A 26,703-nucleotide genomic window follows, 5' to 3' on the forward strand; every position below is an offset into this window, starting at 1 on the left:
GCACGCCCACGCCATGCCCCGGTGGCGGGCCGCGGGAGACGGGTCCCCGGTCGCCGCCCTCCCGCACCGGTCCGTGCGTGGCGCGACCATCGCCGCAGGTGGAGGGTGACAGGACTCCTCTTGACAGCCTTTTCGCCGCCGACCTAACGTCCCAGCCATGAGCGAGCCGTTGACGACCCCCGGTGAAGGGTTCCACCCTCATCTCCACGATGCCCCGGGCGGCCCGGCGGCACCCCTGCGCACCCGTCTGCACCACATCCGCGCGGACGCACTGGACGGCGACACGGCACAGACAGGCGGCATGCGCAGATTCGGTGCCGTCAGCGGCAGGACCGTGGGCTCCGAGAAGCTGTGGATGGGCCAGACCCACGTGGCCCCCGCGACCGCCTCCTCCGACCACCACCACGGCGAGTCCGAGACGGCCATCCATGTGGTCAGCGGACACCCGGAGTTCGTGTTCATCGACGACTCGGGGGCGGAGCCGGAGGAGGTCCGGCTACGCACTGCCCCGGGCGACTACATCTTCGTCCCGCCGTTCGTGCCGCACCGCGAGGAGAATCCGGACCCCACCGAGGAGGCCGTGGTCGTCATCGCCCGCAGCACCCAGGAGGCGATCGTGGTGAACCTGCCGCGTCTGTACGCCCTGGAGCCCGACGCGACGGCCTGATCCGCGCACTGCTCCGGCCCCTGTCGCAGCCCCTGAGCCGGCCGCCGTGTGCGGTCCTCAGGAGGTGAAGCGCCGCACGAAGGCCAAGGCGGTCTCGGCGACCTCGCGCCAGCCCCTGTCGATCGTCAGCGCGTGGCCGCGGCCGGCCAGTTCCGTGATCTCCGTGACGGCGGACCCGTTGCGCACCTGCTTCTTGTACGAGGCATGGGCGATGGCCCAGGGAACGGTGTTGTCCTTCTCCCCGGAGACGATCAGCAGGGGCCCTCGCCCGGGGTGGACCGTGTCGACCTTCACCTCGGTCCAGGGGTTGATGTTCGCGACGGCCGCCTGGAAGAGGGGCTCCCCGGGGGCCGGGACCGCGAAGGTCTCGTACAGCTCCTTGGCCTCCTCCTCGCTGACCGCGTTGGCGAAGGCGAACCGGAACTGGTCGTAGGTCAGGGGGACGGCCCGGTGGAAGTTGGCAGGGTTGGAGAGCACGGGCCGCGCGGCACGCAGGGAGGAGACCGGCAGAGGAAGCACCCCACGGAAGGGCGCCGGATCAATGGCCACGGTCGCTGCCGACAGGCCTCGGCCCGCGATCATCTGGGCTATGAGGCCACCGAAGGAATGCCCGATCACCACGGGCCTGCGGTCCAGCGCACCGATCAACTCGGCAACGTGATCGGCGACTTGCGCGACGCTCTTGCCCGCGAAGACCTCGGGGTGGGCGTTGGCCTCGGCGACCGTTGCGGGGTCGTCCGGCCAGCCGGCTGCCAGGGGGGCGAAGCCGGCCTCTTCGAAGACGGCTGCCCACCGGTCCCAGCTGCTGGGCAGCAGCCACAGACCGTGGACGAAGACCACCGGGGTGCGGCCGGTGGCGTTGATCTGCTCGATGCGTTCGAGGTCGTGCGATGCGGGCATGGCGTACGTCCGTTCTCTGCGGGTGGGGGTCAAGGGGAGGGGAGCTCGCGCTTCCCCCTGCGCGGCGTCCGGGGCTCACGTTAGGGACGAGCGGATCCGGTGTGGTGACTGATCGTGCACAGGACTGTCCTGGCGGTGCGCACACCGCACAGGACTGTCCTGGCGGTGCGCACACACACGGCTGTCCACCCGGGGTGGCACGCGGATTCCGGGGGCGCGGCACCCGATGGCCGATAATGCGATTTCTCAGGGTGGGGGAGCCACATGCTGCTGCTGGACACGAACGCCGTGCCTCGGGCCGACCGCGTGGAGGCGTTCCGTCACGCGCTGACCCACGCCTCCGTCCCCAACCACATCGTCCACGAGGAGCCGGAGACGGGGATCCAGGCGCGTATGCACCTGTGGCGGGTCGGTGCGCTCGACCTGTTCACGTCCCACAACACCGGGTTCACGCTGACGCGTACCGCCCGGCACGTACGGCAGGAGAGCCGGCCGATCGTTGCCGTCTCCCTGCAGACCCGGGGGTGCGCCCACGCCGAGATCGACGGTGAGCAGGGGATCGTCGCCCCGGACAGCATCTGTCTGTTCAACGAGATGACACCCCGCGCGTTCGGATGGACGGGCCAGGGGGCGTCCCGGGCCGTGCTGATCGAGTTCGACCGGCTGGGCCTGCCGATGGAAGCCCTGCGGAACACCACCTTCCGGCTGAGGGCGAGCCCGCTGCACGACCTGGTGCTGCACCATGTGAGAGCCCTGTGGCGGGACCCGGACGGATGGGCCGCCGACCCCGGCGCCCCGGCCCTGGCGAACGCGACCGTCGAACTGGTGCGGGCCCTGCTGGTGTCGGCCTCGCAGGACGGCGGTCCGCTCACCCGGGAGGTCATGGACGACACGCTCCTCACCCGCATGCTGGCATACGCGCGCCGCCATCTCGCCGACCACGACCTCGGCGCCGAACGGATCGCCGCCGAGCACCACATCTCGGTGCGCCACCTCTACGAGGTCTTCCGGCGTGCGGGGCTCAGCATGGAGCAGTGGATCATCTCCGAGCGGCTGGAAGGGGCCCGGAACATGCTCGCGTCCCCGGGCCCCGGCCGCCCCACCGTCGCGGCTGTCGCCCGGAGGTGGGGGTTCGTGAACGCCGGCCATTTCACCCGCAGGTTCCGGACGGCCTACGGTCTGACCCCTGGTGAATGGCGCAGGGCATGTGAGGACCACGCGGCTGCGCCACCGGAGAACAGCTGACGTGCGTGCCGGGCACCGCGTGATCGTGCGTCCGGTACGGGTGCCCTGCCGCGCGACGGGTCAGCCACCGACGCCGGTGCCGCTCCGGTTCCGCGACCGGCGCCACTCGCGGGGCGACACCCCGTACGCCTCCTTGAAGACGCGGCTGAAGTGGCTCGCGCTGGTGAAGCCCCAGCGATGGGCGATGGCCGCGACGGTCACCGACCTGTTCCTGGGGCGGGCGAGGTCCTTCCGGCACTGTTCGAGGCGGTTGACCCGGAGCCAGTCGCCGAGACCGATCCCCGACCGGGCCAGGATCGTGTAGAGGTAACGCACCGATATGTGGTGGGCGCGGGCGATACGGGCAGCGCTCAGGTCGTGCTCGGCGAGATGCGCGCGCATGTACTCCGTGATCCGGTACTGCAGGGTCGACTCGAGCGGTTCACGGGCGAGGCGCGAGTCGCCGATGCAGGTGGCGAGCACCGCCCGCAGCAGGTCGACACCGGGTTGTTCCACGGCTCCGGTCTGCTGGGCGTCCATGCGCAGCCGGGTGTCGGCGAGGCGCGCGAAGTACGTCGACGCGAGATCGGCGACCGGGTGGTCCCGGCTCAGACACACCGCCGTGACCTTGCTCAAGGCGGACGCCGGCAGGGCCAGATCCCGGCGGGGGACGCGGAAGTAGTACTGATCGATCCCGCCCTCGTTCACCAGGGTGTACGGCTCGGTGGTGTCGTAGACCGCGAGGTCACCCGGGTGCAGCACCGCTTCCCTGCCGTCCTGCACCACCATGCTCGATCCGGAGACCTGGAGGCTGAGGAAGACGCTGGGCTCGAGGTCGTCGCGCACCAGTGACGGCGTGCGCCGGATGACGGTCGCGTTGGACCTCACCGAGCAGATGCTCATGGCTCCGACGTCGCTGATCGTGCCGACCGCCCGGATCCGCTCCTGCTCCGGATGGTGCTGGATGTCCACGCGGACGACGCGTTCCCAGATGACGTCGCGTATGACCTCGGCCCTGTCGGCCGGTGGTATGTGGGTCGTGTCGAACGTGATGCTCATAGGTCCCCCCTGGCCGGTGCCGCCGGCGGACCGACGGGACCGGACGACTCCCTCCGCAGCCCCCGTACGGAAGCGCAGAGTAGTCACGGAGCATCCCCCGGCTGAAGGCCTCCCGCACTCAGGGAGACGTCCTCCGCACGCTCGGAACAGAGTTGCCACCGGGGTGGAACGGCTAGAGCGCCTCGGGGCCCCGCTCGCCCGTGCGGACCCGCACGGCCGTCTCCACGGGAACCGCCCACACCTTGCCGTCGCCGATCTTTCCGGTCCTGGCGGCCCGGACGACGGCGTCGAGGACCGGCTCCGCGTCCGCGTCCTCGACGAGGACCTCTATACGGACCTTCGGCACCAGGTCCACCCGGTACTCGGCGCCCCGGTAGACCTCGGTGTGCCCGTGCTGGCGTCCGTAGCCGCTGGCTTCCGTGACCGTCATCCCGTTCACGCCGAGGTCCTGGAGGGCCGTCTTCACCTCGTCGAGGCGGTGCGGCTTCACGACTGCGGTGATCAGCTTCATGGGGCGGTGCTCCTGTCCTGGAAACGAAGTGCGGAGTGGCCCGGGGACTGCGCGGCGGCGTGACCCAGACCGCCGTGATCGTAGGCGCTCTCCGCGTGCACCGTCTGATCCAGGCCCGTGAGTTCCTCCTCCTCGGAGGCGCGCACACCCATCAGCCGGTCGATCGCCTTGCCGATCCCGTACGTCACCAGGAAGGTGTACGCGGCCACGGCGAGCACCGCGACGGCCTGCCGGGCGAGTTGGCCCGCCCCGCCGCCGTACAGGAGGCCCTCCGCGCCGCCGGTCATCGCGGCCGTCGCGAACAGCCCGACGAGCAGCGTGCCGACGACGCCGCCCACGAAGTGCACGCCGACGACGTCCAGGGAGTCGTCGTAGTCGAACCGGAACTTCCACGCGACCGCGTACGAGCAGATGACACCGGCGACGAGTCCGACGACGGCCCCGCCGAGGACGCCCACCGTCCCGCACGCGGGGGTGATCGCCACCAGACCGGCGACCGCGCCGGACGCCGCGCCGAAGGTGGTCGGGTGGCCGTCCCGCCTCTGCTCGACGAAGAGCCAGCCGAGCAGACCGGTGCATCCGGCGACGAGGGTGTTGAGGACCGAGGCGGCGGCCAGACCGTTGGCGCCGAGCGCCGAGCCGCCGTTGAAGCCGAGCCAGCCGAACCAGAGCAGGCCGGCGCCGAGCACCACCATCGGCAGGTTGTGCGGGCGCATGGCGTCCTTCTTGAAGCCGAGGCGCGGGCCGGTCACCAGGGCGAGGGCGAGGCCCGACGCCCCGCAGGTGATCTCCACGACGAGGCCCCCGGCGAAGTCGAGGGCACCCAGCGAGTCCGCTATCCACCCGCCGGGGCCCCACACCCAGTGGGCGACGGGAACGTATACGAGCAGGGTCCACACCGGCACGAAGACCAGCCACGCCGCGAACTTCATGCGGTCCGCGATCGCCCCGCTGACCAGTGCCGCGGTGAGGATCGCGAAGGTGAGCTGGAAGGTGGTGAAGAGCAGGGTGGGGACGCTGCCGGTGAGGTCGTCGGGGCCGATGCCGACCATGCCGACGTGGTCGAGCCCGCCGATGAGCCCGGCGAAGGTGTCGTCGCCGAAGGCGAGGGAGTAGCCCGCGACCAGCCAGACGACGGTGACCAGCGCGATCGACACGAAGCTCATCATCAGCATGTTGAGGACGCTCTTCGTGCGGACCATGCCGCCGTAGAACAGGGCCAGGCCCGGCGTCATCAGCAGGACGAGGGCGGTGGCGGCGAGGAGCCATGCGGTGTCGCCTGTGTCGAGGCGTGCCGAGGCCAGGGTCACGGGGGTCAAGAGAGGGTCCCTCCTCGGGGCGGCGTGGGGTCCGGCCCGAAGAGGGTTGCGGGCGTGCGTTTCACGGAGGGCGCCGTCGCGTTTCCGGCGTGTTTCATTGCGTGAAGGTGACCGAAACCTCACCGTGAACGGAGGGGCCGCCTCCGCCGGGTCCGCCGTCGCGGGCCGGCCCGGCGGAGGCGCCGGCGGCCGGGACTACGGCGTCACCTCGTTCCCGCCGAAGGTCACGACCAGGTGGCCGTCCGAGGCGAACGACCAGTCCATGGCGCCGGTGTACGCGGAGCAGCCGGATCCGTTCGATCCGGTCCAGAACTGGTTGGAGCTGTCGGCGTCCCCCACGGTCTTGTCGTTGGAACCGTCGTCCTTGCGGCAGGAGATGTTGTTCCGGAACACCGAAGTGCCCTTGTCGAAGGAGAAGTTTCGCTCGGCGTTGTCGATGCCGACGTTGTCCGACACCGTCATCGACCCGGGGTTGCTGTTGTAGGTGAATCCGTGGTGGCCGTTGTCGTAGGCGATGTTGCGCCGGACGACGTGGTCCACCTCGATGTCGTCGCCGCCCAGCTTGAAGCCGTTGCGGTCGCCGTCCTCGTTCACGGTCCCGTCGGAGAGGGTGCCGTTGCTGTACGAGAGGGAGTCCTCGATGGTCACCGGGCCGATGGGGCCCGTGTCCGTCTTGGTGTAGAGGTCCCAGCCGTCGTCGATGTTGTGGTGGGAGACCGTGTAGCGGAAGACGTTGCCGGGGCCGGAGGTGAGCTTCGACGCGAAGCCGTCGGCGTCCTCGCCGTCGGAGTCGGCGTTGTCGTGCGACTCCGAGCTCAGGATGAGGTTGTCGGACGGCCACTCGTCGTCGGGGGTGTCGGAGGCGATCCGCGAGATCTGCAGGCCGGAGTCGTGGTTGAAGCGCGTCACGACGTGCTCGACGACGTTGTGGCTGCCGCCGACGAAGATGCCGTTGTCGCCGGCGTGCTCGACGACGATGCCGTCCACGTGCCAGTACGCGCCGTTCACGGCGAGCCCGCGGTTGGCCGGGTCCTCGCTCATGGCCGAGAAGTTCAGGACCGGGCGCTCGCCGGGGTAGGCGGCCAGCGTGGTGCGGGCGTTCGCGGAGCCGTCGTTGCCCGGCGGGATGGTGACCGTCTCGGCGTACGCGTACGTCCCGCCACGGAGGTAGATCGTCCCGCCGGAGGTGACACGGCCGATCGCCGCGGCCAGCGTCGTCGGGTCCGCCTCCGTCCCGGCCGCGTCGGCGGCGCCGTCCGGCGCCACGTACAGGGCGTCGGCGGCCACCGCTGCCGGGGCGCCGGCCGCGCTTCTTCCGGCGGCCGCCGGCCCGGGGGCGGACGTGGCCTGCGCCATGGTGCCGGACAGTGCGACCAGTGAGCCGGCCAGCAGGCCGACGCATGCGATGACGGGCTTGGTCTTCTTCTGCATCGTTCGTCTCCAGGTTGGGGGGAATGGCCGGTGGGGGGCCGGAGCGGCGGATCCGGGATGCGGGGGTCTCCCGTCCTTCATGACGTCGGGCGCGGCGATGCCGTCCGTTCGAGGGTGCGAACGGGCGGTACGGCTGGGTCCCCGGGGTAGGGGTGGTGGTAAGCGCTTTCTCCGGACCGTAGGCGTGTGTCGTGAGCGCGTCAAGAGTTGTGTACGTGATGGAGGTTCACTGATCTGAACGTTGTAGGGGTGAGGCCACATAGGTCGGGAACCGTGCGGCGGGCTCGGAGGCGGTACCCGCGGCGGGGCCGGGCGTGCGGACGAGGGTCCGATCCGTGCGGGATCTCCCCGTGAGGTCGATGTCGGATTCCCGCCAGCCTTCGGGCCCCCGGTGCCCGATCCTGGGACCATGCACACCGACACCGAGCGCTGCGTACGGGCCGTACGGTCGAAGGACGCCCGCTTCGACGGATGGTTCTTCACGGCGGTCCTGACCACCCGGATCTACTGCCGGCCCAGCTGTCCTGTCGTGCCGCCGAAGGCCAGGAACATGACCTTCTACCCCAGCGCCGCCGCCTGTCAGCAGGCCGGTTTCCGGGCCTGCAAGCGGTGCCGCCCCGACACCAGCCCCGGCTCCCCGGAGTGGAACTCCCGCGCCGACTCCGTCGCCCGGGCCATGCGCCTCATCCAGGACGGGGTCGTCGACAGGGAGGGCGTCCCGGGGCTCGCCTCCCGGCTCGGCTACTCCGCGCGCCAGATCGAGCGCCAGCTTCTCGCCGAGCTCGGCGCGGGACCGCTCGCGCTCGCCCGGTCCCAGCGGGCCCAGACCGCCCGGGTGCTGATCGAGACGACCGGACTCCCCATGGCCGAGGTCGCGTTCGCGGCCGGGTTCTCGTCCGTCCGCACCTTCAACGACACCGTGCGGGAGGTCTTCGCCCATGCCCCCGGCGAGCTGCGCGCCCGCGCGGCACGCGGCGCCCGGCTGCCGGGCACCACCGCCCCCGGGATCATCACCCTGCGGCTGCCCTACCGGGCCCCGCTCACTCCAAGCAACCTCTTCGGTCATCTGGCCGCGACCGCCGTCCCCGGTGTCGAGGAATGGCGTGAAGGCGCCTACCGCCGCACCCTCACCCTCCCGCACGGCCACGGCATCGTGGCACTGGCCCCGAGGGCCGGCCACATCGACTGCCGGCTCTCGCTCACCGACCCCCGCGACCTCACCCAGGCGATCAGCCGCTGCCGCAGACTCCTCGACCTGGACGCCGACCCGGTGGCCGTGGACGAGGAGCTGCGCGCGGACCCGCTGCTCGCCCCCCTGGTCGACGCGGCCCCCGGGCGGCGGGTCCCGCGGACGGTCGACGCGGCGGAGTTCGCCGTACGCGCGGTGCTCGGCCAGCAGGTCTCCACGGCCGCCGCCCGCACGCACGCGGCCCGCCTGGTCCGTGCCCACGGGGTGCCGGTCGAGGACCCCGAGGGCGGTCTGACCCACCTCTTCCCCACCTCCGGGGCACTGGCCGGACTCGACCCCGGGACGCTCGCCCTGCCGCGCAGCCGCCGCGCCACGCTCACCGGCCTCGTGAGCGCGCTCGCCGACGGGTCCCTGCACCTGGGGGAGGGAGCCGACTGGGAGAGGAGCCGTGCGGAACTGGCCGCGCTGCCCGGCTTCGGCCCCTGGACGGTCGAGGTCGTCGCCATGCGGGCCCTCGGTGACCCGGACGCCTTCCTCCCCACCGACCTGGGGATCCGCAGGGCGGCCGAACAGCTCGGCCTCCCGGCGACCCCCGCGGCGCTCACCGCACGCGCCGCCCGCTGGCGGCCGTGGCGCGCGTACGCCGTGCAGTACCTGTGGACCGTCGACGACCACCCCATCAACCACCTGCCCGCGTGAGGGCGTGAAGGCGAGAACCATGACCACCGCATCCACGGTGACCAGGCAGCACACGGTCATCGACAGCCCGTACGGGGATCTCACCCTGGTCGCGACGGACGGAGTGCTGTCCGGCCTGTACATGACCGGGCAACGGCACCGCCCGGCCGAGGAGACCTTCGGCGTACCGGACCCGGGGCCCTTCCTGGAGGCCGCCCGCCAGCTCGACGCCTACTTCGCGGGCGGGCTGACGGAATTCGACCTGCCGCTGCGCCTGGAGGGCACCCCCTTCCAGCGCGGCGTCTGGGCCGAGCTCGTACGGATCCCGTACGGCGAGACCCGCTCCTACGGCGAACTGGCCGACCGCCTCGGGAAGCCCGGCGCCTCCCGTGCGGTGGGCCTGGCGAACGGCAGGAACCCGGTGGGGATCATCGTCCCCTGCCACCGCGTCGTCGGAGCCTCGGGGAGCCTGACCGGGTACGGCGGCGGGCTGGACCGCAAGCAGCGGCTCCTGTCCTTCGAGCGGGGTACGGAGGACGAGGTGCCCGCCCTGTTCTGAGCGGGGGCGGACGGGGCCGGACACCCGCCCCGTCCGGCGGACCGCCGTCGGCTCAGCCCGTGAAGATCTCGACGACCGACCAGATCGCGAGGCCGAGCATGCAGACACCGCCGATGCGCTGCACCGTCTTCAGCGGCACCCGCTTGGCGATGAACCGTCCCGCCAGGAGGGCCAGCGCGGACACCGACATCAGGGCGATGGCCGAACCGATCGCCGTCGACCAGGCGCCGTTGCTCGCGGCGAGGTTCGCGGTGGTGATCTGGGTCAGGTCGCCCCACTCGCTGATGAAGACCGCCATGAAGGCGGTCGAGTAGACCGGCCAGAAGCCGGTGACGGTCTTGACCTCCTCGTCCTCGTCGTCGTCCCCGCCACCGCTGCGCAGCAGCATGAACGCGCCGAACGCGAAGAGGACGGCGGAGACCAGCTTGACGATCCAGTCGGGGAGCAGGCCGATCAGCCCGCCCGCCCCGACCGCGATGGCGACGTGCACGATGAACGCGGACGACGTACCGAACCAGACGTAGAGCGGGCGCATACGCGTGCCCATGGCCAGCGAGGCGAACATCGTCTTGTCGGGGAGCTCCGCGAGGAAGATCAGCCCGAAGGCGGTGAGGATCGCCAGGGGGTCGAGATGCATTCCGGGTGGCTTTCTGTGAGAGCCGGGCCCCGGGCCTTCCGCGAAGTGCCACAGGGGCTTTTCGGAGGACCACTCGGCCCGGCACGACGGCGGCGCCCGCAGGACGCGGGCGTGTCATACCTGACCGAAGGTCTCGCCCACCCGTAAGGATCTACGAGCCCGGCCACCGGGAACCCGAGGGCTCCAGTGTGTCGACGACCGGTTTGCGGGGCTACTCCCCTTCGCAGCCGTCAACACTACCCCACCCGACCTGCGGGGCGGCCGCTCGGTACAGTCCTACGGTGATCATCCGCGCCGTCCCCCGGAGTGCACCCGTATGAGCCGCCGTCCTCGCAAGGCCGCCGCGGCCGGGCCCTCCCGCCCCACCGTCAGCGTCTGCCGGGGCTGCTGCTGCGGCACCGGGAAGATCCCCGGAGTGGACCACGCGGGCCAGCTCGCGCAGCTGCGGCAGTCCCTCGACGGGGCCGCGACCGTCCGCGCGGTGGAGTGCCTCGACGCGTGCGAGCACGGCAACGTCATCGTCGTACAGCCCTCCGCCGAGGGGCGCCGCGCGGGCGGCCGCCCCGTATGGCTCGGGCTGGTCAACGACCCGCACGCCGTCTCCGACATCGCCACGTGGGCGGGGGAGGGCGGACCCGGCCTCGCGGACCCGCCGGAGATCCTCGACCTGTACGCCTTCAGCCCCTCGCGCCGGATCCGGGCCGGACTGGACGGCGAAGGCGCGTGACGGACCGGGCACACGGCGGGAGCGGGGCGAGGAACCGGCTGACCCGCGTGGCGTCGGTGCTTGCGCTCGGCGCGCTGCTGAGCGGATGCGGGTCCGCTCCCCCGCACACGGGGCCTCCCGCAGCCGGGGACGGGCCCTTCTGGCAGGCCGAGTTCGACGGGGCCGCGGGCACCCGGCCCCCGGAGGGATCCTGGACGACCGAGACGGGGAACCGGGACGCCGAGGGCTGGGGCAACGACGAGCTGCAGTACTACACGGACGACGCGGCCAACTCCGCCCTCGACGGCGCCGGCCACCTCGTGATCTCCGCCCGGCCCGCCCCCGCAGGGTCCGAGCTGCCCTGCTGGACGCGGGAGTTCTGCACCTGGACGTCGGCCCGCCTGACCACCGAGGGCAGGACCGCACTCACGCACGGACGCGTGGAGGTCCGCGCGAAGCTGCCCACCGGCACCGGACTCCTGCCGGCGATCTGGATGCTGGGCGACAACGGGGTCGAGTGGCCCGGACAGGGCGAGATCGACATCTGCGAGGTGGTCGGCGGGGAACCGCGCACGGTGTACGGCACCGCGCACGGGCCGACCTACTTCAACGAGAACGGGATCGGCGGCTCCACCCCCCTCGCGGCCGACGCCTCGGAGGGGTTCCACACCTACGCCGTCGACAAGCGACCGCGCCGCATCACCTGGTCCGTCGACGGGGAGCCGTACTTCACGCTGACCCCGTCGACGCTGCCCTCACCCCGTGACTGGGTCTTCGAACAGGACATGCACCTGTTGCTCAACATCGCCGTCGGAGGCGACTGGCCCGGCCCCCCCGACACCTCGACGCCGTCCCCCGCGTCGATGACGGTCGACTACGTGCGCTTCTACGGCACGGGCCGCGCATGACCGGCCGGCGGACCCGTCACCCCCGGTCCGCGGAGAGCCGCTCCAGCAGCGCGGGCAGGGCCGTCCCGATGGGTTCGCGGACGGTCTCCTCGGCCAGTTCGTCGTAGGGCGTCGGCTCGGCGTTGACGACGACGAGCCGTGCGCCGTGCTCCACCGCGATCCCCGCCAGCGAGGCCGCGGGCTGCACCTGGAGCGTCGTACCCACGGCGATGAACACCTGGCAGGCCTTGGTGACCGCCATGGCCTCGGCGAGCACCCGCGGATCCAGGCGCTCACCGAACATCACCGTCGCCGGCTTCAGGATCCCGCCGCATACCGTGCACGGCGGGTCCGTCTCTCCGGCGTCGAGGCGGGCCAGCGCGTCCGCCGTCGCCGACCGGGCGTGGCACCGGGTGCAGACCACCTCGTGCGCGGTGCCGTGGAGCTCCACGACCTTGCGGGCGGAGAGCCCCGCCCGCTGGTGCAGCCCGTCGATGTTCTGCGTGAGGACCCGGACCGGGGTACCGGACCGTTCGAGCGCGGCCACCGCGCGATGGGCGGCGTTCGGCTCGGCGCCCCACGCCGCCGCGTCGCGGCGCATCAGCCAGGACCGGCGGCGGATCTCCGGATCGGACATGTAGAAGTCGTAGGTGACGAGCTTCTCCGCCTCCGGGTCCTTCCGCCAGAGGCCCTGGGGCCCGCGGTAGTCGGGGATGCCGGAGTCCGTGGAGATGCCGGCGCCGCTGAGGATCGCGACGAGAGTCATGGCCCGAGCCTACGGACGGCCCGGTCCCGCCGCGATGACATTTCCGCGGGCGCCCCCTAGGGTCCACGCATGGCCACAGTGAACGTCAGTCTGGACGCGGAACTCGTCGTGGAGGTCATGGTGCTCGCGGGGGTCGGAAACCCGCAGGACGCCGTCGAACTCGTCGTGCGCGACTACATCGCGCGCGGCCACCGCACCGAGGCACGGGCCGCCGCGCAGGACGACGCGCGGCGGGAGGCCGACGCCAGGCCGCAGGACCCCCAGGGCTGACCCCTCAGGCCGGCACCCTGACGCCGTCCTCCAGCTCGGCCGCACCCGTGCCGGAGTCCAGTACGTCCAGCGCCGCCGCGATACGCCGCCCGAGCCGGTCGGAGAGGTGACCGGCGAGGTCGGCGCGGTCCACCAGCCGCCAGGAGAGCAGCTCGTCCTCCTGGATCCGGATCGCGGCCAGCTCCTCCCGCGCCAGCACACCGCCGTCGTAGACGTACGCGACGATCGGCGGGCGGGCCTCGCCGCGCGCCCAGTCCACCGCGAGCAGCCGGCCGGGCGCGCGGTCGAGACCGATCTCCTCCGCCGTCTCGCGGCGGGCGGCCTGTCGGGGACTCTCGCCGTCGCCCGACTCGACGGTGCCGCCGGGGAGCGCCCAGTCCTCCCGGTAGTTCGGCTCGACGAGCAGGACCCGTCCCCGCTCGTCCCTGAAGAGGGTGGCGGCCGCGGCCAGTACACGGGGGAGCCCTGCGATGTAGGTGGCGTAGTCAGAGGTGGTCACGGACGCAGCGTAGGCGGCGCAGACGTGGTTCCGGACAGCCATGGGCAGATCAGGGGTGGTCCGGATAGGGTCGGGGCGGCGCGACTGCACGTTCGAAAGCAAAGGGATACAAGGTGACGGACGGAGCAGTGATGGAGACCCCCCACGTGCTCGTGGCGGCGGACAAGTTCAAGGGCTCACTGACGGCCGTGGAGGTCGCGGAGCGTGTGACGGCCGGGCTGCGGCGCGTCGTCCCCGGGCTGAGGGTCGAGACCCTGCCCGTCGCGGACGGCGGCGACGGCACGGTCGCGGCGGCGGTGGCCGCCGGATTCGAGCGCCGTGAGACGCGGGTGACCGGGCCGCTCGGTACCCCGGTGAGCGCGGCGTACGCGGTGCGCGACAGCACCGCCGTGGTCGAGATGGCGGAGGCCTCCGGCCTCCAGCACCTGCCCGCGGGGGAGTTCGCCCCGCTCACGGCGACCACGTACGGCTCCGGGGAGCTGCTGGCGGCCGCGCTCGACGCCGGCGCCCGGACGATCGTGTTCGGCGTCGGCGGCAGCGCGACGACCGACGGCGGCGCGGGCATGCTCGCCGCGCTCGGAGCACGCTTCCTGGACGGCGACGGCAAGCCCGTCGGCCCCGGCGGCGCCGCACTCGCGGAGCTGGCCGAGGCCGACCTGTCGGGGCTCGACCCCCGGCTCGCCGGGATCGACCTCATCCTGGCCAGCGACGTGGACAACCCGCTGACCGGCCCGAAGGGCGCCCCGGAGGTCTACGGGCGGCAGAAGGGTGCCACCGAGGACGACATCGCGGTCCTCGACGCGGCGCTCGCCCACTACGCCTCCGTGCTGGGGCCCGAGACCGCCGAGCTGCCCGGAGCGGGCGCCGCCGGAGGCATCGGCTACGGCGCGCTGGTCGCGCTGGGCGCACGCTTCCGGCCCGGCATCGAGGTCATGCTCGACGTCCTGGGCTTCGCCCCCGCGCTGGCCCGCGCCACGCTCGTCGTCACCGGCGAGGGCTCGCTCGACGAGCAGACCCTGCACGGCAAGGCCCCCGCAGGGGTCGCCGCCGCGGCGCGCACCGCGGGCGTGGAGGCCGTCGCCGTGTGCGGACGCCTCGCCCTGCCGCCGGAGGCGCTGGGCAGGGCGGGGATCCGCCGGGCCTACGCCCTGACGGACCTGGAGCCGGACCCCGCGGTCTGCATGGCGCAGGCCGGCCCCCTGCTGGAACGCGCGGCCGAGGCGATCGCCCGCGACTTCCTGTCCTGACGCACCACCGTGAGGGGGCGCCCGCCGGGCGCCCCCTCACGGCTGCGGTGCCGTCAGCCTGAAGGCGTCCAGCGCCAGCATCATCTCGACCAGCTCGCGCGGCCGTGACAGCGACCGTGAGGTCAGCCGCTCCAGCCGGCGCAGCCGGTTGAGCACGGTGTTGCGGTGGCAGTACAGCCTCCCCGCGGCCCTCCCCGCCGACCCCCCGCACTCCAGCCACGCCTCCAGCGTGCGCATCAGCAGCGCCCGGTCCGCCGGGTCCAGGTCCAGCAGCGGGCCGAAGACATCCGCGACCAGCCGCGCCGACAGCTCGGGCTGGCTCACCACGAGCGCCGTGGGCAGCCGCTCCTCCAGCCGCACGATCTCCGTCGTGCCCGGCGGACAGGTCAGCAGGGCCACCTCCGCCAGCCGGCGCGCGTCCCCCAGCCCGGCCAGGCCGTCGGCCACCGGGCCGATCCCGCCGGGACCGGGACACCACCGCACCAGCAGCCCGGCGAGCACCGCCGGATCCCGGTCACCCAGGGCGACGACGACGACCTCGCGGTCCGCCCTCCTCCGCCGGAGGAACCTCAGACCGTCCGCCTCCATGGCCACACCCGCCGGCGCGCCCCCGCCCGGCCGCAGCACCGCCACCGCGTAACGGCCCTGCTCCGGCAGGCCCAGACTGTGTGCCGCGTGCGCCGCGAGGTCCGGCTCCGACCGGCCCTCCAGCAGGGCGTCGAGCAGTGCACGGCCCCGCTCGTCACTGCGCCCCCGCATGTCTTCGCTCCGTTCCGCAGCCGAGCCGCTCATGGCTGGTGAGGATGCCACCGGCCGTGCCGGGGACGACAGGGCATCACCTCCCTCTGTGCGCCCGCACAACGGGGCCCCTCGAAGACTGGTCACCCGCAGCGATTGCGCCCCGGACCGTGGACGCGCGCCGCGCCCGCTGCTGGTCTGTGGCACCACAACGACCAGTCGGAAGGAGGAGGACGCATGGCAACGCTCGAGATCCGCGAACTGTCCGTGGGCTACGGCCCGGTACGGGCACTGCGCGACGTCTCCGTCGACGTGCCGGCCGGCGCGATCACCGCAGTACTCGGTGGCAACGGCGCCGGCAAGACCACGCTGCTGCGGGCCGTATCGCGGACCCTCGGCTTCCACCGCGGGACGGGCACGGGCACCATCCGCTTCGACGGCCGTCCCCTGGACGGGCTCCGCCCCGCCCAGGTGGTGGCGGCGGGAGTGATCCAGGTACCGGAAGGGCGGCAGGTGTTCGCCCGGATGACGGTGGCGGACAATCTGCGGGCGGGCGCCCTCGGGGCACGCGGCGGGCGCAAGGCCGCGGCCGACGCCCTCCGGCGCGTACACGAACTGTTCCCGGTGCTCTCCCAGCGCGCACACCAGCGGGCCGGGCTGCTGTCCGGAGGAGAGCAGCAGATGCTGGCGATGGGCCGCGCCCTGATGGCCGGGCCCCGCCTGCTGCTGCTCGACGAGCCGTCCCTCGGCCTCGCGCCCCTGATGGCGGCGAAGATCGCCGAGACGATCCAGGAGATCAACGCAAGCGGCACCTCCGTCATGCTCGTCGAGCAGAACGCGGCCATCGCGCTGCGGCTCGCCTCCACGGCGTACGTCCTGGACGTCGGCGAGGTCGCGCTCGACGGCCCGGCCGACGAGCTCGCCGCCTCCGACGAGGTACGCCGCCGCTACCTCGGCGTCGTCGACGAGACGGCCGCCGAGGACGCCGCACAGGCGGAAGGCAGCACCCGCACCCTGAGCAGGTGGTCCGCGTGACGGCCGCCCCGGCGCCCCTCGCCGTCCGCGACGTGACCGTGCGCTTCGCCGGGCTCACCGCCCTCGACGCGGTGTCCTTCACCGTCGAACCGGGCAGCGTGCACGCGGTCATCGGACCCAACGGAGCAGGCAAGTCCACCACCTTCAACGTGCTCTCCGGCGTCTACCGCGCCACCTCGGGAAGCGTGCACCTCGGTGACACCGAACTCACCGGTCTCGCCCCGCACCGGATCGCCGACCTCGGCGTGGCCCGCACCTTCCAGAACCTGGCCCTGCCGCCGCACGCCACCGTCGCCGAGAGCCTCATGCTCGGCCGCCACCGGCTCACCCGCGCCGGGTTCGTGGCCTCCGGGCTGCGGCTGCCGTCCGCCACCCGTGAGGCGCGGCTGCACCACGAACGCGTGCGGGAGATCGCCGGGTTCATCGGTCTGGAGAAGGAACTCGACTTCCCCGCGGGCGCGCTCCCGTACGGGAAGCAGAAGCTCGTCGAGCTCGGCCGCGCCCTGTGCATGGAGCCGGAGGTCCTGCTCCTGGACGAGCCCATCGCGGGGATGACGGCCGACGAGCGCCGCCGCACCGCGGCCGTCGTCGCCGGCGTACGCGACAGTCTCGGCATCTCGATCGTCATGGTCGAACACGACATGGGGGTGGTGATGCGGCTCGCGGACGCCGTGACCGTACTCGACTTCGGACGCAGGATCGCGGGGGGCACGCCCGCCGAGGTGCAGAACGACCCGGCCGTCGTGCAGGCCTACCTGGGGGCACAGGAATGACCACCTTCATCGAACTCCTCCTCGGCGGACTGTCCATCGGCTCGGTCTACGCGCTGATCGCCCTGGGCTTCGTCGTCATCTTCAAGGCGACCGAGGTCGTCAACTTCGCCCACGCCTCCCTGCTGCTCGCCGGCGGTTACGTCACCGCGGTGCTCCACGACGACATCGGCTTCTGGCCTGCTCTCGCCGTCGGGATCGCCGGAGCGGCGGTCGTCGGGTCGGCGGTCGAGTTCTTCGTGATGCGCCGTTACCGGGGGAGCGACCAGAGCGTCCTGGCCATCGTCACCATCGGTGTCGACATCCTCCTCACCACCGAACTCACCCGGCGCATGGGGACGGACGTCATGGCCCTGGGCGACCCGTGGGGCGACGACGTCGTCACGATCGGCGGCGTCACCCTCGCCGAGACGCGCATCGCGGCGTTCCTCGTCGCGGGGCTGCTGATCACCGTGTTCCTGCTCGCCTTCCGCTTCACCTCGTGGGGCGTGTCGATGCGGGCCGCAGCCGAGAACCCGCAGACCGCCGCCCTGATGGGCATCCGGCTCGGCAGGGTCTCGCTCTCCGCCTGGGCGGTCGCAGGAGCCCTCGCCGCGGTCGCCGCGCTCTTCCTCACCGTGTTCCCGACCCCCGGCCTCGAACGCGCCACCTCACTCGCCGCGCTCAAGGCGTTCCCCGCCGCGATCCTCGGCGGCCTCGACTCGACGACCGGGGCGCTCGTCGGCGGGCTCCTCGTCGGTGTCACCGAATCACTCGCCACGGGCTACCAGAGCGACCTCTCCTTCCTCGGACGCGGCATCGGTGATCTCGCTCCGTACCTGGTGATGGTGGTCGTCCTGCTCGTCCGGCCGGCGGGACTCTTCGGTACGAAGGAGCTGTCCCGTGTCTGAAGCCACCAAGGACGCCACCGCGCCCGCCCCCGCGGCGGCCCCGCCCGCCACCGGGACGCCGCTCGCCGGCCGGCTGCGCCGCCCCGCTCCCTACCTCTGGCTGGCCGGGTCGGTCCTGCTCCTCCTGTTCCCGTTCTACCTGGACCGGTTCTGGCTCCAGGCAGGACTGTTCGCGATGGCGGCGGCGATCGGTGCCATCGGGCTCAACCTGCTCACCGGCTCCACCGGCCAGCTCTCCATGGGGCACGCCTTCTTCCTGGCGGTGGGCGCGTACGGCTACTGCATCCTGGCGGGCGGGAGCAGCACGGAGAACGGCCACGCCCTCACCGGCCTCGGCCTGCCCACCTGGCTCGCGGCGATCCTCGCCGTGCTCCTGGCGGGAGCCGCCGGCGGGCTCTTCAGCCCCATCGCGGGGCGGCTCAGCGGCGCCTACCTCGGGATCGCCACGCTCGCGCTGATCTTCATCGGCCAGCACGTGCTCTTCAACGCGGGCTCGCTCACCGGCGGCTTCAACGGCCGTCCCGTTCCCCCGCTCTCGCTCTTCGGGTTCACCTTCGACGACGCCGAGGTGGTCGTCGCCGCGGTGCCCTTCCAGTCGTCCGAGAAGCTCTGGTACCTGGCGCTGGCGGCCCTTCTCGCCAGCGGGCTCTTCGCCCGCGGGGTGCTGCGCGGCCGGCCCGGACGCGCGATGAACGCCATCCGGGACCACCGGATCGCGGCGGGCGTGATGGGCGTGCCGGTGGCCCGGTACCGGGCCGGTGTCTTCGTCCTGTCCTCCATGTACGCGGGCCTCGCGGGCGTCCTGCTCGCGCTGGTCTTCCAGCGGACCGTGCCGGAGTACTTCGGCATGATCCTGTCCCTCGAATACCTCGCCATGATCGTCATCGGCGGGCTGGGCAGCGTCGCGGGAGCCGTCATCGGCGCCGCGTTCGTGTCGCTGCTCCCTCAGGTGCTCACCCACTACAGCGACTCCCTCCCCCTGGTGTCCGCCCCTGGTACGGGCGGCATCGCACCGGGGGAGGCGTCCCGCTACCTGTACGGCGCCGCGGTCGTCGCGGTCGTCCTGTTCCTGCCCGGCGGCATCGCGCGTCTGAAGAATCCAGGGGAGAAGAAGAAATGAAGCTACGTGTTGTCGGAGCCGTCGTCGCGGCTCTCACCCTCACCCTCGCGGGATGCAGCGAGAAGGCGAAGTCGTCGGACGACGGCGCCGCCGACAAGAACGGTGTGAAGGCCGGTGAAGGGGTCACCGACTCGAAGATCACCCTCGGGGCCCTCACCGACATGACCGGGGTGTACGCCTCGCTCGGCAAGAGCGTCACCCAGGCCCAGCAGCTCTGGGTGAAGGAGACCAACAAGGCCGGCGGCATCTGCGACCGGCAGATCGAACTGACCGTCCGCGACCACGCGTACGACCCGCAGAAGGCGATCGGCGCCTACACCGAGCTGGAACCGAACGTGCTGGGCTTCACCCAGTTCATCGGCTCCCCGTTCGTCGCCGCGGTCGAGTCGCGCATCGACGGACAGGACAAGGGCATCGTCCTGCCCCAGGCCTGGTCGGCGAATCTCGTCGGGTCGAAGTACGTCCGGGTCATCGGCGCCACCTACGACGTCGAGACGATCAACCTGATCGACTTCCTCCTGGACGAGAAGCGCATCGCCAAGGGCGACAAGATCGGTCACGTCTACTTCGAGGGCGACTACGGCGAGAACGCCCTGGCCGGCTCGAAGCACGCGGCGAAGGAAGCGGGCCTGACCGTCGTCGAGCAGAAGATCAAGCCGACCGACAACGACATGACCGCCCAGGTCTCCGCGCTCAAGCAGGCCGGTGTGAAGGCGATCGTCCTCAGCGCGGGACCGCGCCAGGCCGCCTCGCTGGTCGGTGTGGCCGCGGCCACGGGCTTCGACGTCCCGGTGGTGGGCAACAACTCGGCATACGCCCCGCAGCTCCTGGCCACGCCCGCGGGCCCGGCACTGCAGAAGGACTACTACATCGGTTCCTCCACGCTGCCCATCGGTGACGCGGCCGCCGGTCCGTCGAAGCTCGCCAAGGCGTACGCGGCCCAGTACCCGAAGGACGGCCTCGACAACGGCGTCGTCGCCGGATACAACGCGGCGTCCGTCTTCGGCGAGGCGCTGAAGAAGGCCTGCGAGTCGAAGGACCTCACCCGGGAGGGTGTCGACAAGGCCCTGCTCACCATCAAGGGCTTCGGCAGCGACTTCGGGATCTCGCACGACTTCACCGACCCGGCGGCACCCTCCACCAAGGAGACCGTCATCATGAAGCCGGACGCCAAGAGCCCCGGCGGCCTTAAGGTGGTCCGCCCGGCCGAGGTGGCCCCGGCCGCCGAGTCCTTCACGCTCACGCCCTGATCTCCCCCGCACGGTGACGGGCCCGGCCGCGCAGGCCGGGCCCGTCGTCATGTGCGCGATCAGCTGGTGTAGGCCTCCAGCTCGGACAACTGGCCCGCGGGCCAGCCGGTGTTCGCGGTGAACGTCAGCCGCAGGTAGCGGACCGGCGTCCCCGTCAGCGTCACCGTCGCCGTGTTGCCGCTCGACGGGTTGAACGTGTACCCCGCCGCCGCCTTCAGCGAGCTGTACGCGGAGTTGTCGGTGCTGCCCGTGACGCCGATCGTCTGCGTCCGGGTCGCCCAGGCGGCGGCGGGAGGCAGCTTCAGCACCAGCCGCTTGACCGCCTTCGCGGCACCGAGGTCCACGGTGACGGACTGCGGGAAGGCGTTGTTGCGGCTCTCCCAGTAGCTGTTGGCGTTGCCGTCCACCGCGTTGCCGGCGCCGTACACGTCGGCGTGGCTCGTCTCGGTGACCGGGCGCCCCTGGGCGAGGTTGCCCGTCTCCTCGGGCGGATCGGTCGGGTCGGGCGGGTCCGTCGGGTCCGTCGGGTCGGTGGGTCCGCCGCCCCCGGGGACCCCGCCGTTGGTCCACACCGGGGCCGGCCAGACACCGGTGCAGGCGGGCGGATTCGCGTACCAGCCCGAGTTCCCGGTTCCCTGGGTGATCTGGAAGCCGCTTCCGACACAGTTGTGGATCGGGTTGGACTGGGCGATGTGCGTGGCGACGACCTTGTTGAACGAGGCCGTGCCGGGAGCCTGGATCTGCAGGGCGTACGTGCCCGCGCCGTCGATCTTGATGTTGTCGAAGTGCAGCCCGTTGCTCGCGCCCTCGATCAGGTGGATCGCAGCGTAGGAGCTGTCCAGGATCTCGCTGTCGGTGATGTTGATCGTGGCGTTGTTGATCGGCTCGTTGAGTCCGCTGAACCAGATCGCCCCGACGCCGAACTGCCAGTTGAAGTCGTTGTTCCCGGTCCGGATCAGGGTGTTGCGGGCAGCGGTGTGCGTACCCGAGACGGCCGTCCCCTGACCCGAGTTGACGCCCGGGTAGCGGTTGGCGATGTGCAGCCCGCCGCCGTTGGTGATGGTGTCCGACATGACGTTGTCGGAGATGGTGATGTCCTTGCCGCCGTACGTGACGATGTTGTTGGCGAGGATCGGCAGGATCACCGTGTTGAACGTGAACTTGTTCTTCACGTTCGGGACGTTCTCCGCCCACATGGCCAGTCCGTCGTCACCGGTGTTGCGGACGAAGGTGTTGGTCACCGTGGAGTTCGTGACGCCGTAGTGGAAGTTCACGCCGTCGGCGGTCTGGTCCAGGATGCGGCTGTTCCTGATGGTGAAGTTGTCCATCGGACCGTCCATCCAGGCGCCGCACTTGGTGTGCTGCATCCAGACGTTGTCGACGACCGAGTTGGACATGGCCCCGCCGATGGCGTTGACCTGGTCGTTGTCCACCCGCTCACGGATGTCGCCGATGATGGCGAAGTCCTTGAGCGTGACGTTGCTGCTGCCGCCCTGCGTCGCGTACTTCCCGTAGACCCCGACCGCCTTGCTTCGGTCCGTGGGGTGACGTCCGGTCAGCACGCTGTACCAGGGGCCGGCGCCGCGCAGGGTGACCTTGTCGACGACGATGTGGTCCTGCACCTTGAACGTGCCCTGCGGGATGTACACCTCCTTGCCCTGGGTGCGGCCCGCGTCCACCGCGGCCTGGATCTTCGCCGTGGAGTCGGCGGCCCCCGTCGGGTCGGCGCCGAAGTCGCTCACGACGTCCAGGGCGCCCGACGGCCTGCCGACCGGCGCGCCGACCTGCTCGAAGTCGGCCAGGTCGATCGTGAACGACGGCGAGGCCGCGGTGGAGGTCACCTGGAGCCGGATCTTCGTACCGGCGGCCAGGGTGGACCCGAACATGGTCCGGGTCTCGTCGTAGAAGTGGTGCGGGTTGGTGTCACCCGGGCTGTTGTTGAAGGGGTAACCCCCGTAGTACCAGCCGTACTTCGACGTCACCGGCACGCTCTTGAGCGAGCTGCCGTTGACCCGCAGGTCGAGCGAGCCGTCCCGGCCCGTCCCGGCCGCGTTGTCCGGCAGCGAGTAGCGGAAGGTCATCGCGTTCGCGGGGGCGGTGAGCGTGAACTCGACGTACTCACCGGTGGCGTCGAGGGTGACAGCCTGTCGGCCCGACGCCTCGGAGGGCAGGGAGCCGTACAGGCGGTTCGGACCGATCAGCGAGCCGTTGGTGGCGGCGTACTCGGCCTCCTGTTCCTTGAACGGGACGGTGGCGCCCCGCCCGGATATCCCGACGGGTGACGGCGCGGGGACCGCGGCGGCCTGGGCGGGGGGAGCGCCGGCCAGCACGACCGCGGCGGCGGTGCCCGCCGCGGCGAGTGCGAGGGAGAGGGACGCGGAGAGGGAGCGTCTGAGGAGACGTGGTCGAGACAGTGGTGGGGTCACGTGTGAGTCGTCCTTGCGGCTCGAGGGGCACTTCGGACGCCCCACAGGCTAGGAGCACGCCAGTAAAGAAGTCCACGGTGCTGCGCAAGATTTCGTCTTCATCGCTCAAATAAATGACTCAAGTGCGGGAATAGCGAGCGGTCGAGGAGGGCATACGTGTTCAAGAGGTGAACATTGTCATGTCCATTGACAGCTGTTCCGGGGTCCTGGCTTCATGTGAGCAACGGAATGGGAGCGCTCCCATCCTTCGTGCCCGCCTCACTCCCCTGAAAGGCGACAACGGATGAAGCCACGGACGAGAAAACGACTGGGCAGGGCGCTCGCCGCCGCCGTCACCGCGACCGCTCTGCTGATGACGCTGTCCGGCCCCGTCGCCGCGCAGGCGGCACCGGCCGCTCCGGCGGGCCGGCAGCCGGCCGCGACGCCCGCCGCCGCCGGGACCGACTGGCTGCACACCGAGGGCAACCGGATCGTCGACGCGCAGGGCAACCGCGTCTGGCTCACCGGCGTCAACTGGTTCGGCTTCAACGCCTCCGAGCGGGTCTTCCACGGGCTCTGGTCCGCCAACCTGGACACGGTCACCCGGCAGATGGCGGAGCGCGGCATCAACATCGTCCGTGTGCCGATCTCCACCCAGCTCCTGCTGGAGTGGAAGAACGGGCAGGCCGCGCCGTCCAGCGCGGTCAACACCTGGGCCAACCCCGAGCTCGCGGGCAGGACGACCCTGGGGGTCTTCGACGCCTTCCTCGGAGTGGCGGAGAAGTACGGCATCAAGGTCATGCTGGACGTGCACAGCGCGGAGGCCGACAACTCCGGCCATGTGTACCCGGTCTGGTGGAAGGGCTCGATCACCCCCGAGCAGTTCTACACCGCCTGGGAGTGGGTGACCGCGCGCTACAAGGCCAACGACACGCTCGTGGCGATGGACGTCAAGAACGAGCCGCACGGCAAGCAGTCCGAAAGCCCTCGCGCCAAGTGGGACGGCTCCACGGACCAGGACAACTTCAAGTACACCTGCCAGACCGCGGGCAGGCGGATCCTCGCCGTCAACCCGCAGGTCCTCGTCCTGTGCGAAGGCATCGAGATCTACCCCAGGGACGGCGCGAACTGGTCCTCCACCAACGCGACCGACTACCACGGCATGTGGTGGGGCGGGAACCTGCGCGGGGCGAAGGACCACCCGGTCGACCTCGGCGCGCAGCAGGACCAGCTGGTCTACTCCCCGCACGACTACGGCCCGCTGGTCTACCAGCAGCCCTGGTTCCAGGGCGAGTGGAACCGTACGACGCTGGAGCGCGACGTCTGGGGCCCCAACTGGCTCTACCTGCACAAGGACGGTACCGCACCGCTGTTCATCGGCGAGTGGGGAGGCCACCTCGACAACGGCCCGAACCAGAAGTGGATGACCGCCCTGCGGGGTCTGATCGTGGAGAACGGCATCCACCAGACCTTCTGGTGCCTCAACCCCAACTCCGGTGACACCGGCGGCCTTTTGGGCTACGACTGGGCGACCTGGGACGAGGCCAAGTACGCGATGCTCAAGCCCGCGCTGTGGCAGTCGGGCGGGAAGTTCGTGAGCCTCGACCACGAGGTGAGGCTGGGCGGCGCCGCCGGTACGACAGGGATCAGCCTGGCCGACCTCTACGGCGGCTGACGCCCGCGCGCCCGCCGCATCACCCCCGAACGCCCTGGGGTGCCGATGAAACCCCACCGCCTCGGCACCTCAGGGTCTCCAGCTCACCGGCTCCCCGCACGCGGAGGGGAGCCGTACGCCGTCAGCCGTCCGGCCGCAGGGCGTTGATGAGGAGCAGGGCGATGTCGTCGGTACCGGGCGTGGCCCGCTTCGCGTACCGCACGAGCGTGTCGGCGACGGACTCCATGTCCTGGTCGAGGGCGAGGGCGAAGTGCGCGGCCAGCTCGGCGGCCGCGTCGTCGAAGGCCACCCCCGGTGCCTCCACCAGCCCGTCGGTGAACAGGGCGAGCGCCCCACCGGGAGGGAGCGGCACATCGGTCGTCGGGTACCGCGACGCGGGATCGATGCCGAGCAGGAGGCCGGGCGGCAGATCGAGGACCTCGGTCTGCCCGTCGGGCTGCCGCAGCAGCGGCGGGGGGTGGCCGGCGGTGGCCATGCGCGCGCTGTGCCCGGCGAGGTCGAGGTGGATGTAGAGGCAGCTGGTGAACAGCCCCGGGTCGAGATCGGTGAGCAGGCGGTTGGTGCGTGCCAGGACCTCGTCAGGCGGCGCGCCCGCGGAGGCGTGCACGGCGGTGCGGACCTGGCCCATGAGCGCGGCGGCGTTCTCGTTGTGGCCCTGCACGTCGCCGATGGCCGCGGCGGCCGTGGTCCCGTCCAGCCGGATGAGGTCGTAGAAGTCCCCGCCGATGCCCATGCCCCGGGTCGAGGGAAGGTAGCGGGCCGCCACGTCCAGACCGTCGATGCGGGGCAGGGTCTGGGGCAGCAGATGGGCCTGAAGGCTGTGGGCGAGCCGGTCCTTGGTGTCGTAGAGCCGGGCGCGGTCCAGCGCCTGGGCGAGCAGCCCCGCGATCGAGGTCAGCAGCGCGCGTTCCTCGGGCTCGAAGGGGTGCGGACGGTCGTAGGCGAGGACCAGCGAGCCCACCGGATGCCCGGAGACGATCAGCGGGAGGAAGGCGCAGGCGGCGACGGCATCGCGCAGACCCGCCGAGGGATAGGCGCGCTCCAGCTCGGTGAAGGTGGGGTAGAACTCGGGAATGCCCGTCGTCAGCACGTGCGCGGCGGGGGTCCCCGACGTCAGCGGGGCGCCGTCGAAGCGGTCCATGAGCGCGGGATGGGTGCCGCGGCGGCCCTCGACCCTCAGCCGCCCCTCCGCGGAGGTCATGACGACGAGCGACTGGATGCGGAAGGCCGGCATCAGCTGGTCGCCCGCCAGGCCGATCACGTCCTGGGTGCCGACGGCCTCGGTGAGCGTCGCCGCCAGATGCATCAGGTGGTAGAGGGCGGTGGCCCGGCTGGGCACGTCCGAGGCCGGTGGGAGCTTCGGCGGCGGTGCTCCCGAGGGGCCGGGCCGCGGGATGGGCAGGATCCGGACGCTGATCCCGGTGGCGCTCGGGAACAGGTGGAAGGCCAGCCACCCGTCCGGTGGCCGCAACACGGTGAACGACGTCTGCTGGCGGCCGATGACGGCGGCCCGGTAGTAGTCCTCGACGACGGGGTTGTTCAGCCAGGGGAGCGACTCCCAGGGCAGGGTGCCCAGTACCTCCTCGGCACCGGCCCCCAGGAGGGCCGCGGCGTCGTCGTTGAGGTAGGTGACCCTCCCGTCGAGGGCCAGGGCGCAGCTCCCGCCCGGCAGCCGGTGGACGAATTCCGCGGCGGCGGCGGCCTCGGACGGTTCCGGGCGGGGCGGCTCGGGCGGGAGCAGCACGCGCGGCTGGCTCCCCGGCCGGACCGGGTAGCCGCTGCTCTCGGCCTGCTGCAGGAGCATGCCGATGCCGTGGCACCCGCCGACCATGGCGGCACGCTCCGCGGTGGACAGCTCCGAGGAGTGGGAGCCCGGCCACATCAGCACGAGGCCGCCCCGGTCGGTGGTGCCCGTCCGGATGGGCGCGGCACCCATCGCGAACTGGTACGGCAGGACGAGCGCGGGGCGCGGGTACCGGCGGGCCAGTTCCTCCTGGCTCCCGAGCCAGATCAGGCACCGCAGGCGTACGGCGTCGGCCACCGGGATCGGAGCCGACAGCGGCACCCGGGTCCAGGGGGCGGCCAGCTGGCCCGGCACCCCGACGAGCACGGTCAGGTGCAGCGTGCCGTCGCGTTCCGACTGGAGGTACAGCATCGCCACGGACGCGCCGGTCTCCCGCACGACGTGGGCCACGGCGCTGTCCAGCAGCTCCGTGCCCGATCCCGTGGCGGCGACGGACTCCGTGTGGTCCTGCACGCTCTCCAGCGTCC

25 protein-coding genes are annotated in these 26,703 nt (G+C 71.7%); 14 read left to right on the forward strand and 11 right to left on the reverse strand.

Going from position 1 to position 26,703, the window contains the following annotated elements; all coding sequences use genetic code 11:
• Positions 1-157 precede the first annotated feature (157 nt).
• On the forward strand, positions 158-667 hold the full coding sequence (locus OG488_RS31475; protein WP_329235114.1) for a cupin domain-containing protein: 510 nt from the start codon (positions 158-160) through the stop codon (positions 665-667).
• Between the two features lie 57 nt (positions 668-724).
• Here the strand turns inward: OG488_RS31475 and OG488_RS31480 are convergent, their stop codons facing one another.
• Positions 725-1,567 carry an alpha/beta hydrolase gene (locus OG488_RS31480; protein ID WP_329235117.1) on the reverse strand — a complete coding sequence of 281 codons (843 nt, stop codon included), beginning with the start codon at positions 1,565-1,567 and terminating at the stop codon, positions 725-727.
• A 264-nt stretch (positions 1,568-1,831) separates the two neighbouring features.
• On the opposite strand from OG488_RS31480, the gene OG488_RS31485 reads away from it, so the two are divergent.
• A complete protein-coding gene (locus tag OG488_RS31485; RefSeq protein ID WP_329235120.1) occupies positions 1,832-2,812 on the forward strand; it encodes a helix-turn-helix domain-containing protein in 981 nt (326 codons plus the stop codon).
• A 60-nt stretch (positions 2,813-2,872) separates the two neighbouring features.
• Here OG488_RS31485 and OG488_RS31490 read toward each other — a convergent pair whose 3' ends face one another.
• From OG488_RS31490 to OG488_RS31505, 4 genes are all read right to left on the reverse strand, one after another.
• A complete protein-coding gene (locus OG488_RS31490) occupies positions 2,873-3,850 on the reverse strand; it encodes a helix-turn-helix domain-containing protein (RefSeq protein ID WP_329235122.1) in 978 nt (325 codons plus the stop codon).
• Between the two features lie 172 nt (positions 3,851-4,022).
• Positions 4,023-4,361 (reverse strand): P-II family nitrogen regulator, encoded by a 339-nt coding sequence (locus OG488_RS31495; RefSeq protein WP_329235125.1) that lies wholly within the window; start codon positions 4,359-4,361, stop codon positions 4,023-4,025.
• On the reverse strand, positions 4,358-5,680 hold the full coding sequence (locus OG488_RS31500; RefSeq protein ID WP_329235128.1) for an ammonium transporter: 1,323 nt from the start codon (positions 5,678-5,680) through the stop codon (positions 4,358-4,360). Before OG488_RS31500 ends, OG488_RS31495 begins: the two co-directional genes overlap by 4 nt.
• Before the next feature lie 195 nt (positions 5,681-5,875).
• Complete coding sequence (locus OG488_RS31505) at positions 5,876-7,111, reverse strand: right-handed parallel beta-helix repeat-containing protein (RefSeq protein WP_329235130.1); 1,236 nt, start codon at positions 7,109-7,111, stop codon at positions 5,876-5,878.
• 409 nt (positions 7,112-7,520) lie between these two features.
• Between OG488_RS31505 and OG488_RS31510 the strand changes: the two genes are divergently transcribed.
• Both OG488_RS31510 and OG488_RS31515 read left to right on the forward strand, forming a co-directional pair.
• A complete protein-coding gene (locus OG488_RS31510; protein WP_329235133.1) occupies positions 7,521-8,999 on the forward strand; it encodes an AlkA N-terminal domain-containing protein in 1,479 nt (492 codons plus the stop codon).
• A 19-nt stretch (positions 9,000-9,018) separates the two neighbouring features.
• Positions 9,019-9,537 (forward strand): methylated-DNA--[protein]-cysteine S-methyltransferase, encoded by a 519-nt coding sequence (locus OG488_RS31515; RefSeq protein ID WP_329235135.1) that lies wholly within the window; start codon positions 9,019-9,021, stop codon positions 9,535-9,537.
• Between the two features lie 52 nt (positions 9,538-9,589).
• On the opposite strand, the gene OG488_RS31520 is transcribed toward OG488_RS31515, so the two are convergent.
• A complete protein-coding gene (locus tag OG488_RS31520; protein ID WP_329235138.1) occupies positions 9,590-10,174 on the reverse strand; it encodes a TMEM165/GDT1 family protein in 585 nt (194 codons plus the stop codon).
• A 316-nt stretch (positions 10,175-10,490) separates the two neighbouring features.
• Here OG488_RS31520 and OG488_RS31525 point away from each other — a divergent pair, with 316 nt between their 5' ends.
• The gene (locus OG488_RS31525; protein WP_329235141.1) at positions 10,491-10,901 is read left to right on the forward strand and encodes a (2Fe-2S) ferredoxin domain-containing protein; all 411 of its coding nucleotides are present in this window, start codon (positions 10,491-10,493) and stop codon (positions 10,899-10,901) included.
• Positions 10,902-10,948: 47 nt separating this feature from the next.
• Positions 10,949-11,788: a glycoside hydrolase family 16 protein gene (locus OG488_RS31530; protein ID WP_329235144.1), complete on the forward strand. Its 840-nt coding sequence runs from the start codon at positions 10,949-10,951 to the stop codon at positions 11,786-11,788.
• Positions 11,789-11,804: 16 nt separating this feature from the next.
• On the opposite strand, the gene OG488_RS31535 is transcribed toward OG488_RS31530, so the two are convergent.
• Positions 11,805-12,533, reverse strand: a complete 729-nt coding sequence (locus OG488_RS31535; RefSeq protein ID WP_329235147.1) for an SIR2 family NAD-dependent protein deacylase — start codon at positions 12,531-12,533, stop codon at positions 11,805-11,807.
• A 69-nt stretch (positions 12,534-12,602) separates the two neighbouring features.
• Between OG488_RS31535 and OG488_RS31540 the strand changes: the two genes are divergently transcribed.
• Positions 12,603-12,803 carry a type II toxin-antitoxin system VapB family antitoxin gene (locus OG488_RS31540; protein WP_329235149.1) on the forward strand — a complete coding sequence of 67 codons (201 nt, stop codon included), beginning with the start codon at positions 12,603-12,605 and terminating at the stop codon, positions 12,801-12,803.
• Between the two features lie 4 nt (positions 12,804-12,807).
• On the opposite strand, the gene OG488_RS31545 is transcribed toward OG488_RS31540, so the two are convergent.
• Positions 12,808-13,302, reverse strand: coding sequence for an NUDIX hydrolase (locus OG488_RS31545; RefSeq protein ID WP_329235152.1), 495 nt, complete (start codon positions 13,300-13,302; stop codon positions 12,808-12,810).
• Positions 13,303-13,433: 131 nt separating this feature from the next.
• Here OG488_RS31545 and OG488_RS31550 point away from each other — a divergent pair, with 131 nt between their 5' ends.
• Complete coding sequence (locus OG488_RS31550; RefSeq protein WP_329235153.1) at positions 13,434-14,549, forward strand: glycerate kinase; 1,116 nt, start codon at positions 13,434-13,436, stop codon at positions 14,547-14,549.
• Positions 14,550-14,585: 36 nt separating this feature from the next.
• Here OG488_RS31550 and OG488_RS31555 read toward each other — a convergent pair whose 3' ends face one another.
• A complete protein-coding gene (locus OG488_RS31555; RefSeq protein WP_329235155.1) occupies positions 14,586-15,308 on the reverse strand; it encodes a PucR family transcriptional regulator in 723 nt (240 codons plus the stop codon).
• 216 nt (positions 15,309-15,524) lie between these two features.
• On the opposite strand from OG488_RS31555, the gene OG488_RS31560 reads away from it, so the two are divergent.
• From OG488_RS31560 to OG488_RS31580, 5 genes are read left to right on the forward strand one after another with little or no spacing between them, the layout of a single operon-like run.
• Entirely contained in the window at positions 15,525-16,322 is a 798-nt protein-coding gene (locus OG488_RS31560; RefSeq protein WP_329235158.1) for an ABC transporter ATP-binding protein, read from the forward strand.
• Complete coding sequence (locus tag OG488_RS31565) at positions 16,310-17,095, forward strand: ABC transporter ATP-binding protein (protein ID WP_329235161.1); 786 nt, start codon at positions 16,310-16,312, stop codon at positions 17,093-17,095. The genes OG488_RS31560 and OG488_RS31565 overlap by 13 nt, the downstream gene beginning before the upstream one ends.
• The gene (locus OG488_RS31570) at positions 17,092-17,982 is read left to right on the forward strand and encodes a branched-chain amino acid ABC transporter permease (protein ID WP_329235164.1); all 891 of its coding nucleotides are present in this window, start codon (positions 17,092-17,094) and stop codon (positions 17,980-17,982) included. The genes OG488_RS31565 and OG488_RS31570 overlap by 4 nt, the downstream gene beginning before the upstream one ends.
• A complete protein-coding gene (locus OG488_RS31575) occupies positions 17,975-19,102 on the forward strand; it encodes a branched-chain amino acid ABC transporter permease (protein ID WP_329235167.1) in 1,128 nt (375 codons plus the stop codon). Before OG488_RS31570 ends, OG488_RS31575 begins: the two co-directional genes overlap by 8 nt.
• Positions 19,099-20,352, forward strand: coding sequence for an ABC transporter substrate-binding protein (locus tag OG488_RS31580; protein WP_329235170.1), 1,254 nt, complete (start codon positions 19,099-19,101; stop codon positions 20,350-20,352). The genes OG488_RS31575 and OG488_RS31580 overlap by 4 nt, the downstream gene beginning before the upstream one ends.
• A gap of 59 nt (positions 20,353-20,411) precedes the next feature.
• Here OG488_RS31580 and OG488_RS31585 read toward each other — a convergent pair whose 3' ends face one another.
• Entirely contained in the window at positions 20,412-22,778 is a 2,367-nt protein-coding gene (locus tag OG488_RS31585; RefSeq protein WP_329235173.1) for a galactose-binding domain-containing protein, read from the reverse strand.
• Between the two features lie 283 nt (positions 22,779-23,061).
• On the opposite strand from OG488_RS31585, the gene OG488_RS31590 reads away from it, so the two are divergent.
• Positions 23,062-24,432 carry a glycoside hydrolase family 5 protein gene (locus tag OG488_RS31590; RefSeq protein ID WP_329235175.1) on the forward strand — a complete coding sequence of 457 codons (1,371 nt, stop codon included), beginning with the start codon at positions 23,062-23,064 and terminating at the stop codon, positions 24,430-24,432.
• A 121-nt stretch (positions 24,433-24,553) separates the two neighbouring features.
• Here the strand turns inward: OG488_RS31590 and OG488_RS31595 are convergent, their stop codons facing one another.
• A complete protein-coding gene (locus tag OG488_RS31595) occupies positions 24,554-26,689 on the reverse strand; it encodes a PP2C family protein-serine/threonine phosphatase (RefSeq protein ID WP_329235178.1) in 2,136 nt (711 codons plus the stop codon).
• Positions 26,690-26,703 lie beyond the last annotated feature (14 nt).

The organism is Streptomyces sp. NBC_01460, from assembly GCF_036227405.1.
In the GTDB taxonomy this organism is placed as follows: domain Bacteria; phylum Actinomycetota; class Actinomycetes; order Streptomycetales; family Streptomycetaceae; genus Streptomyces.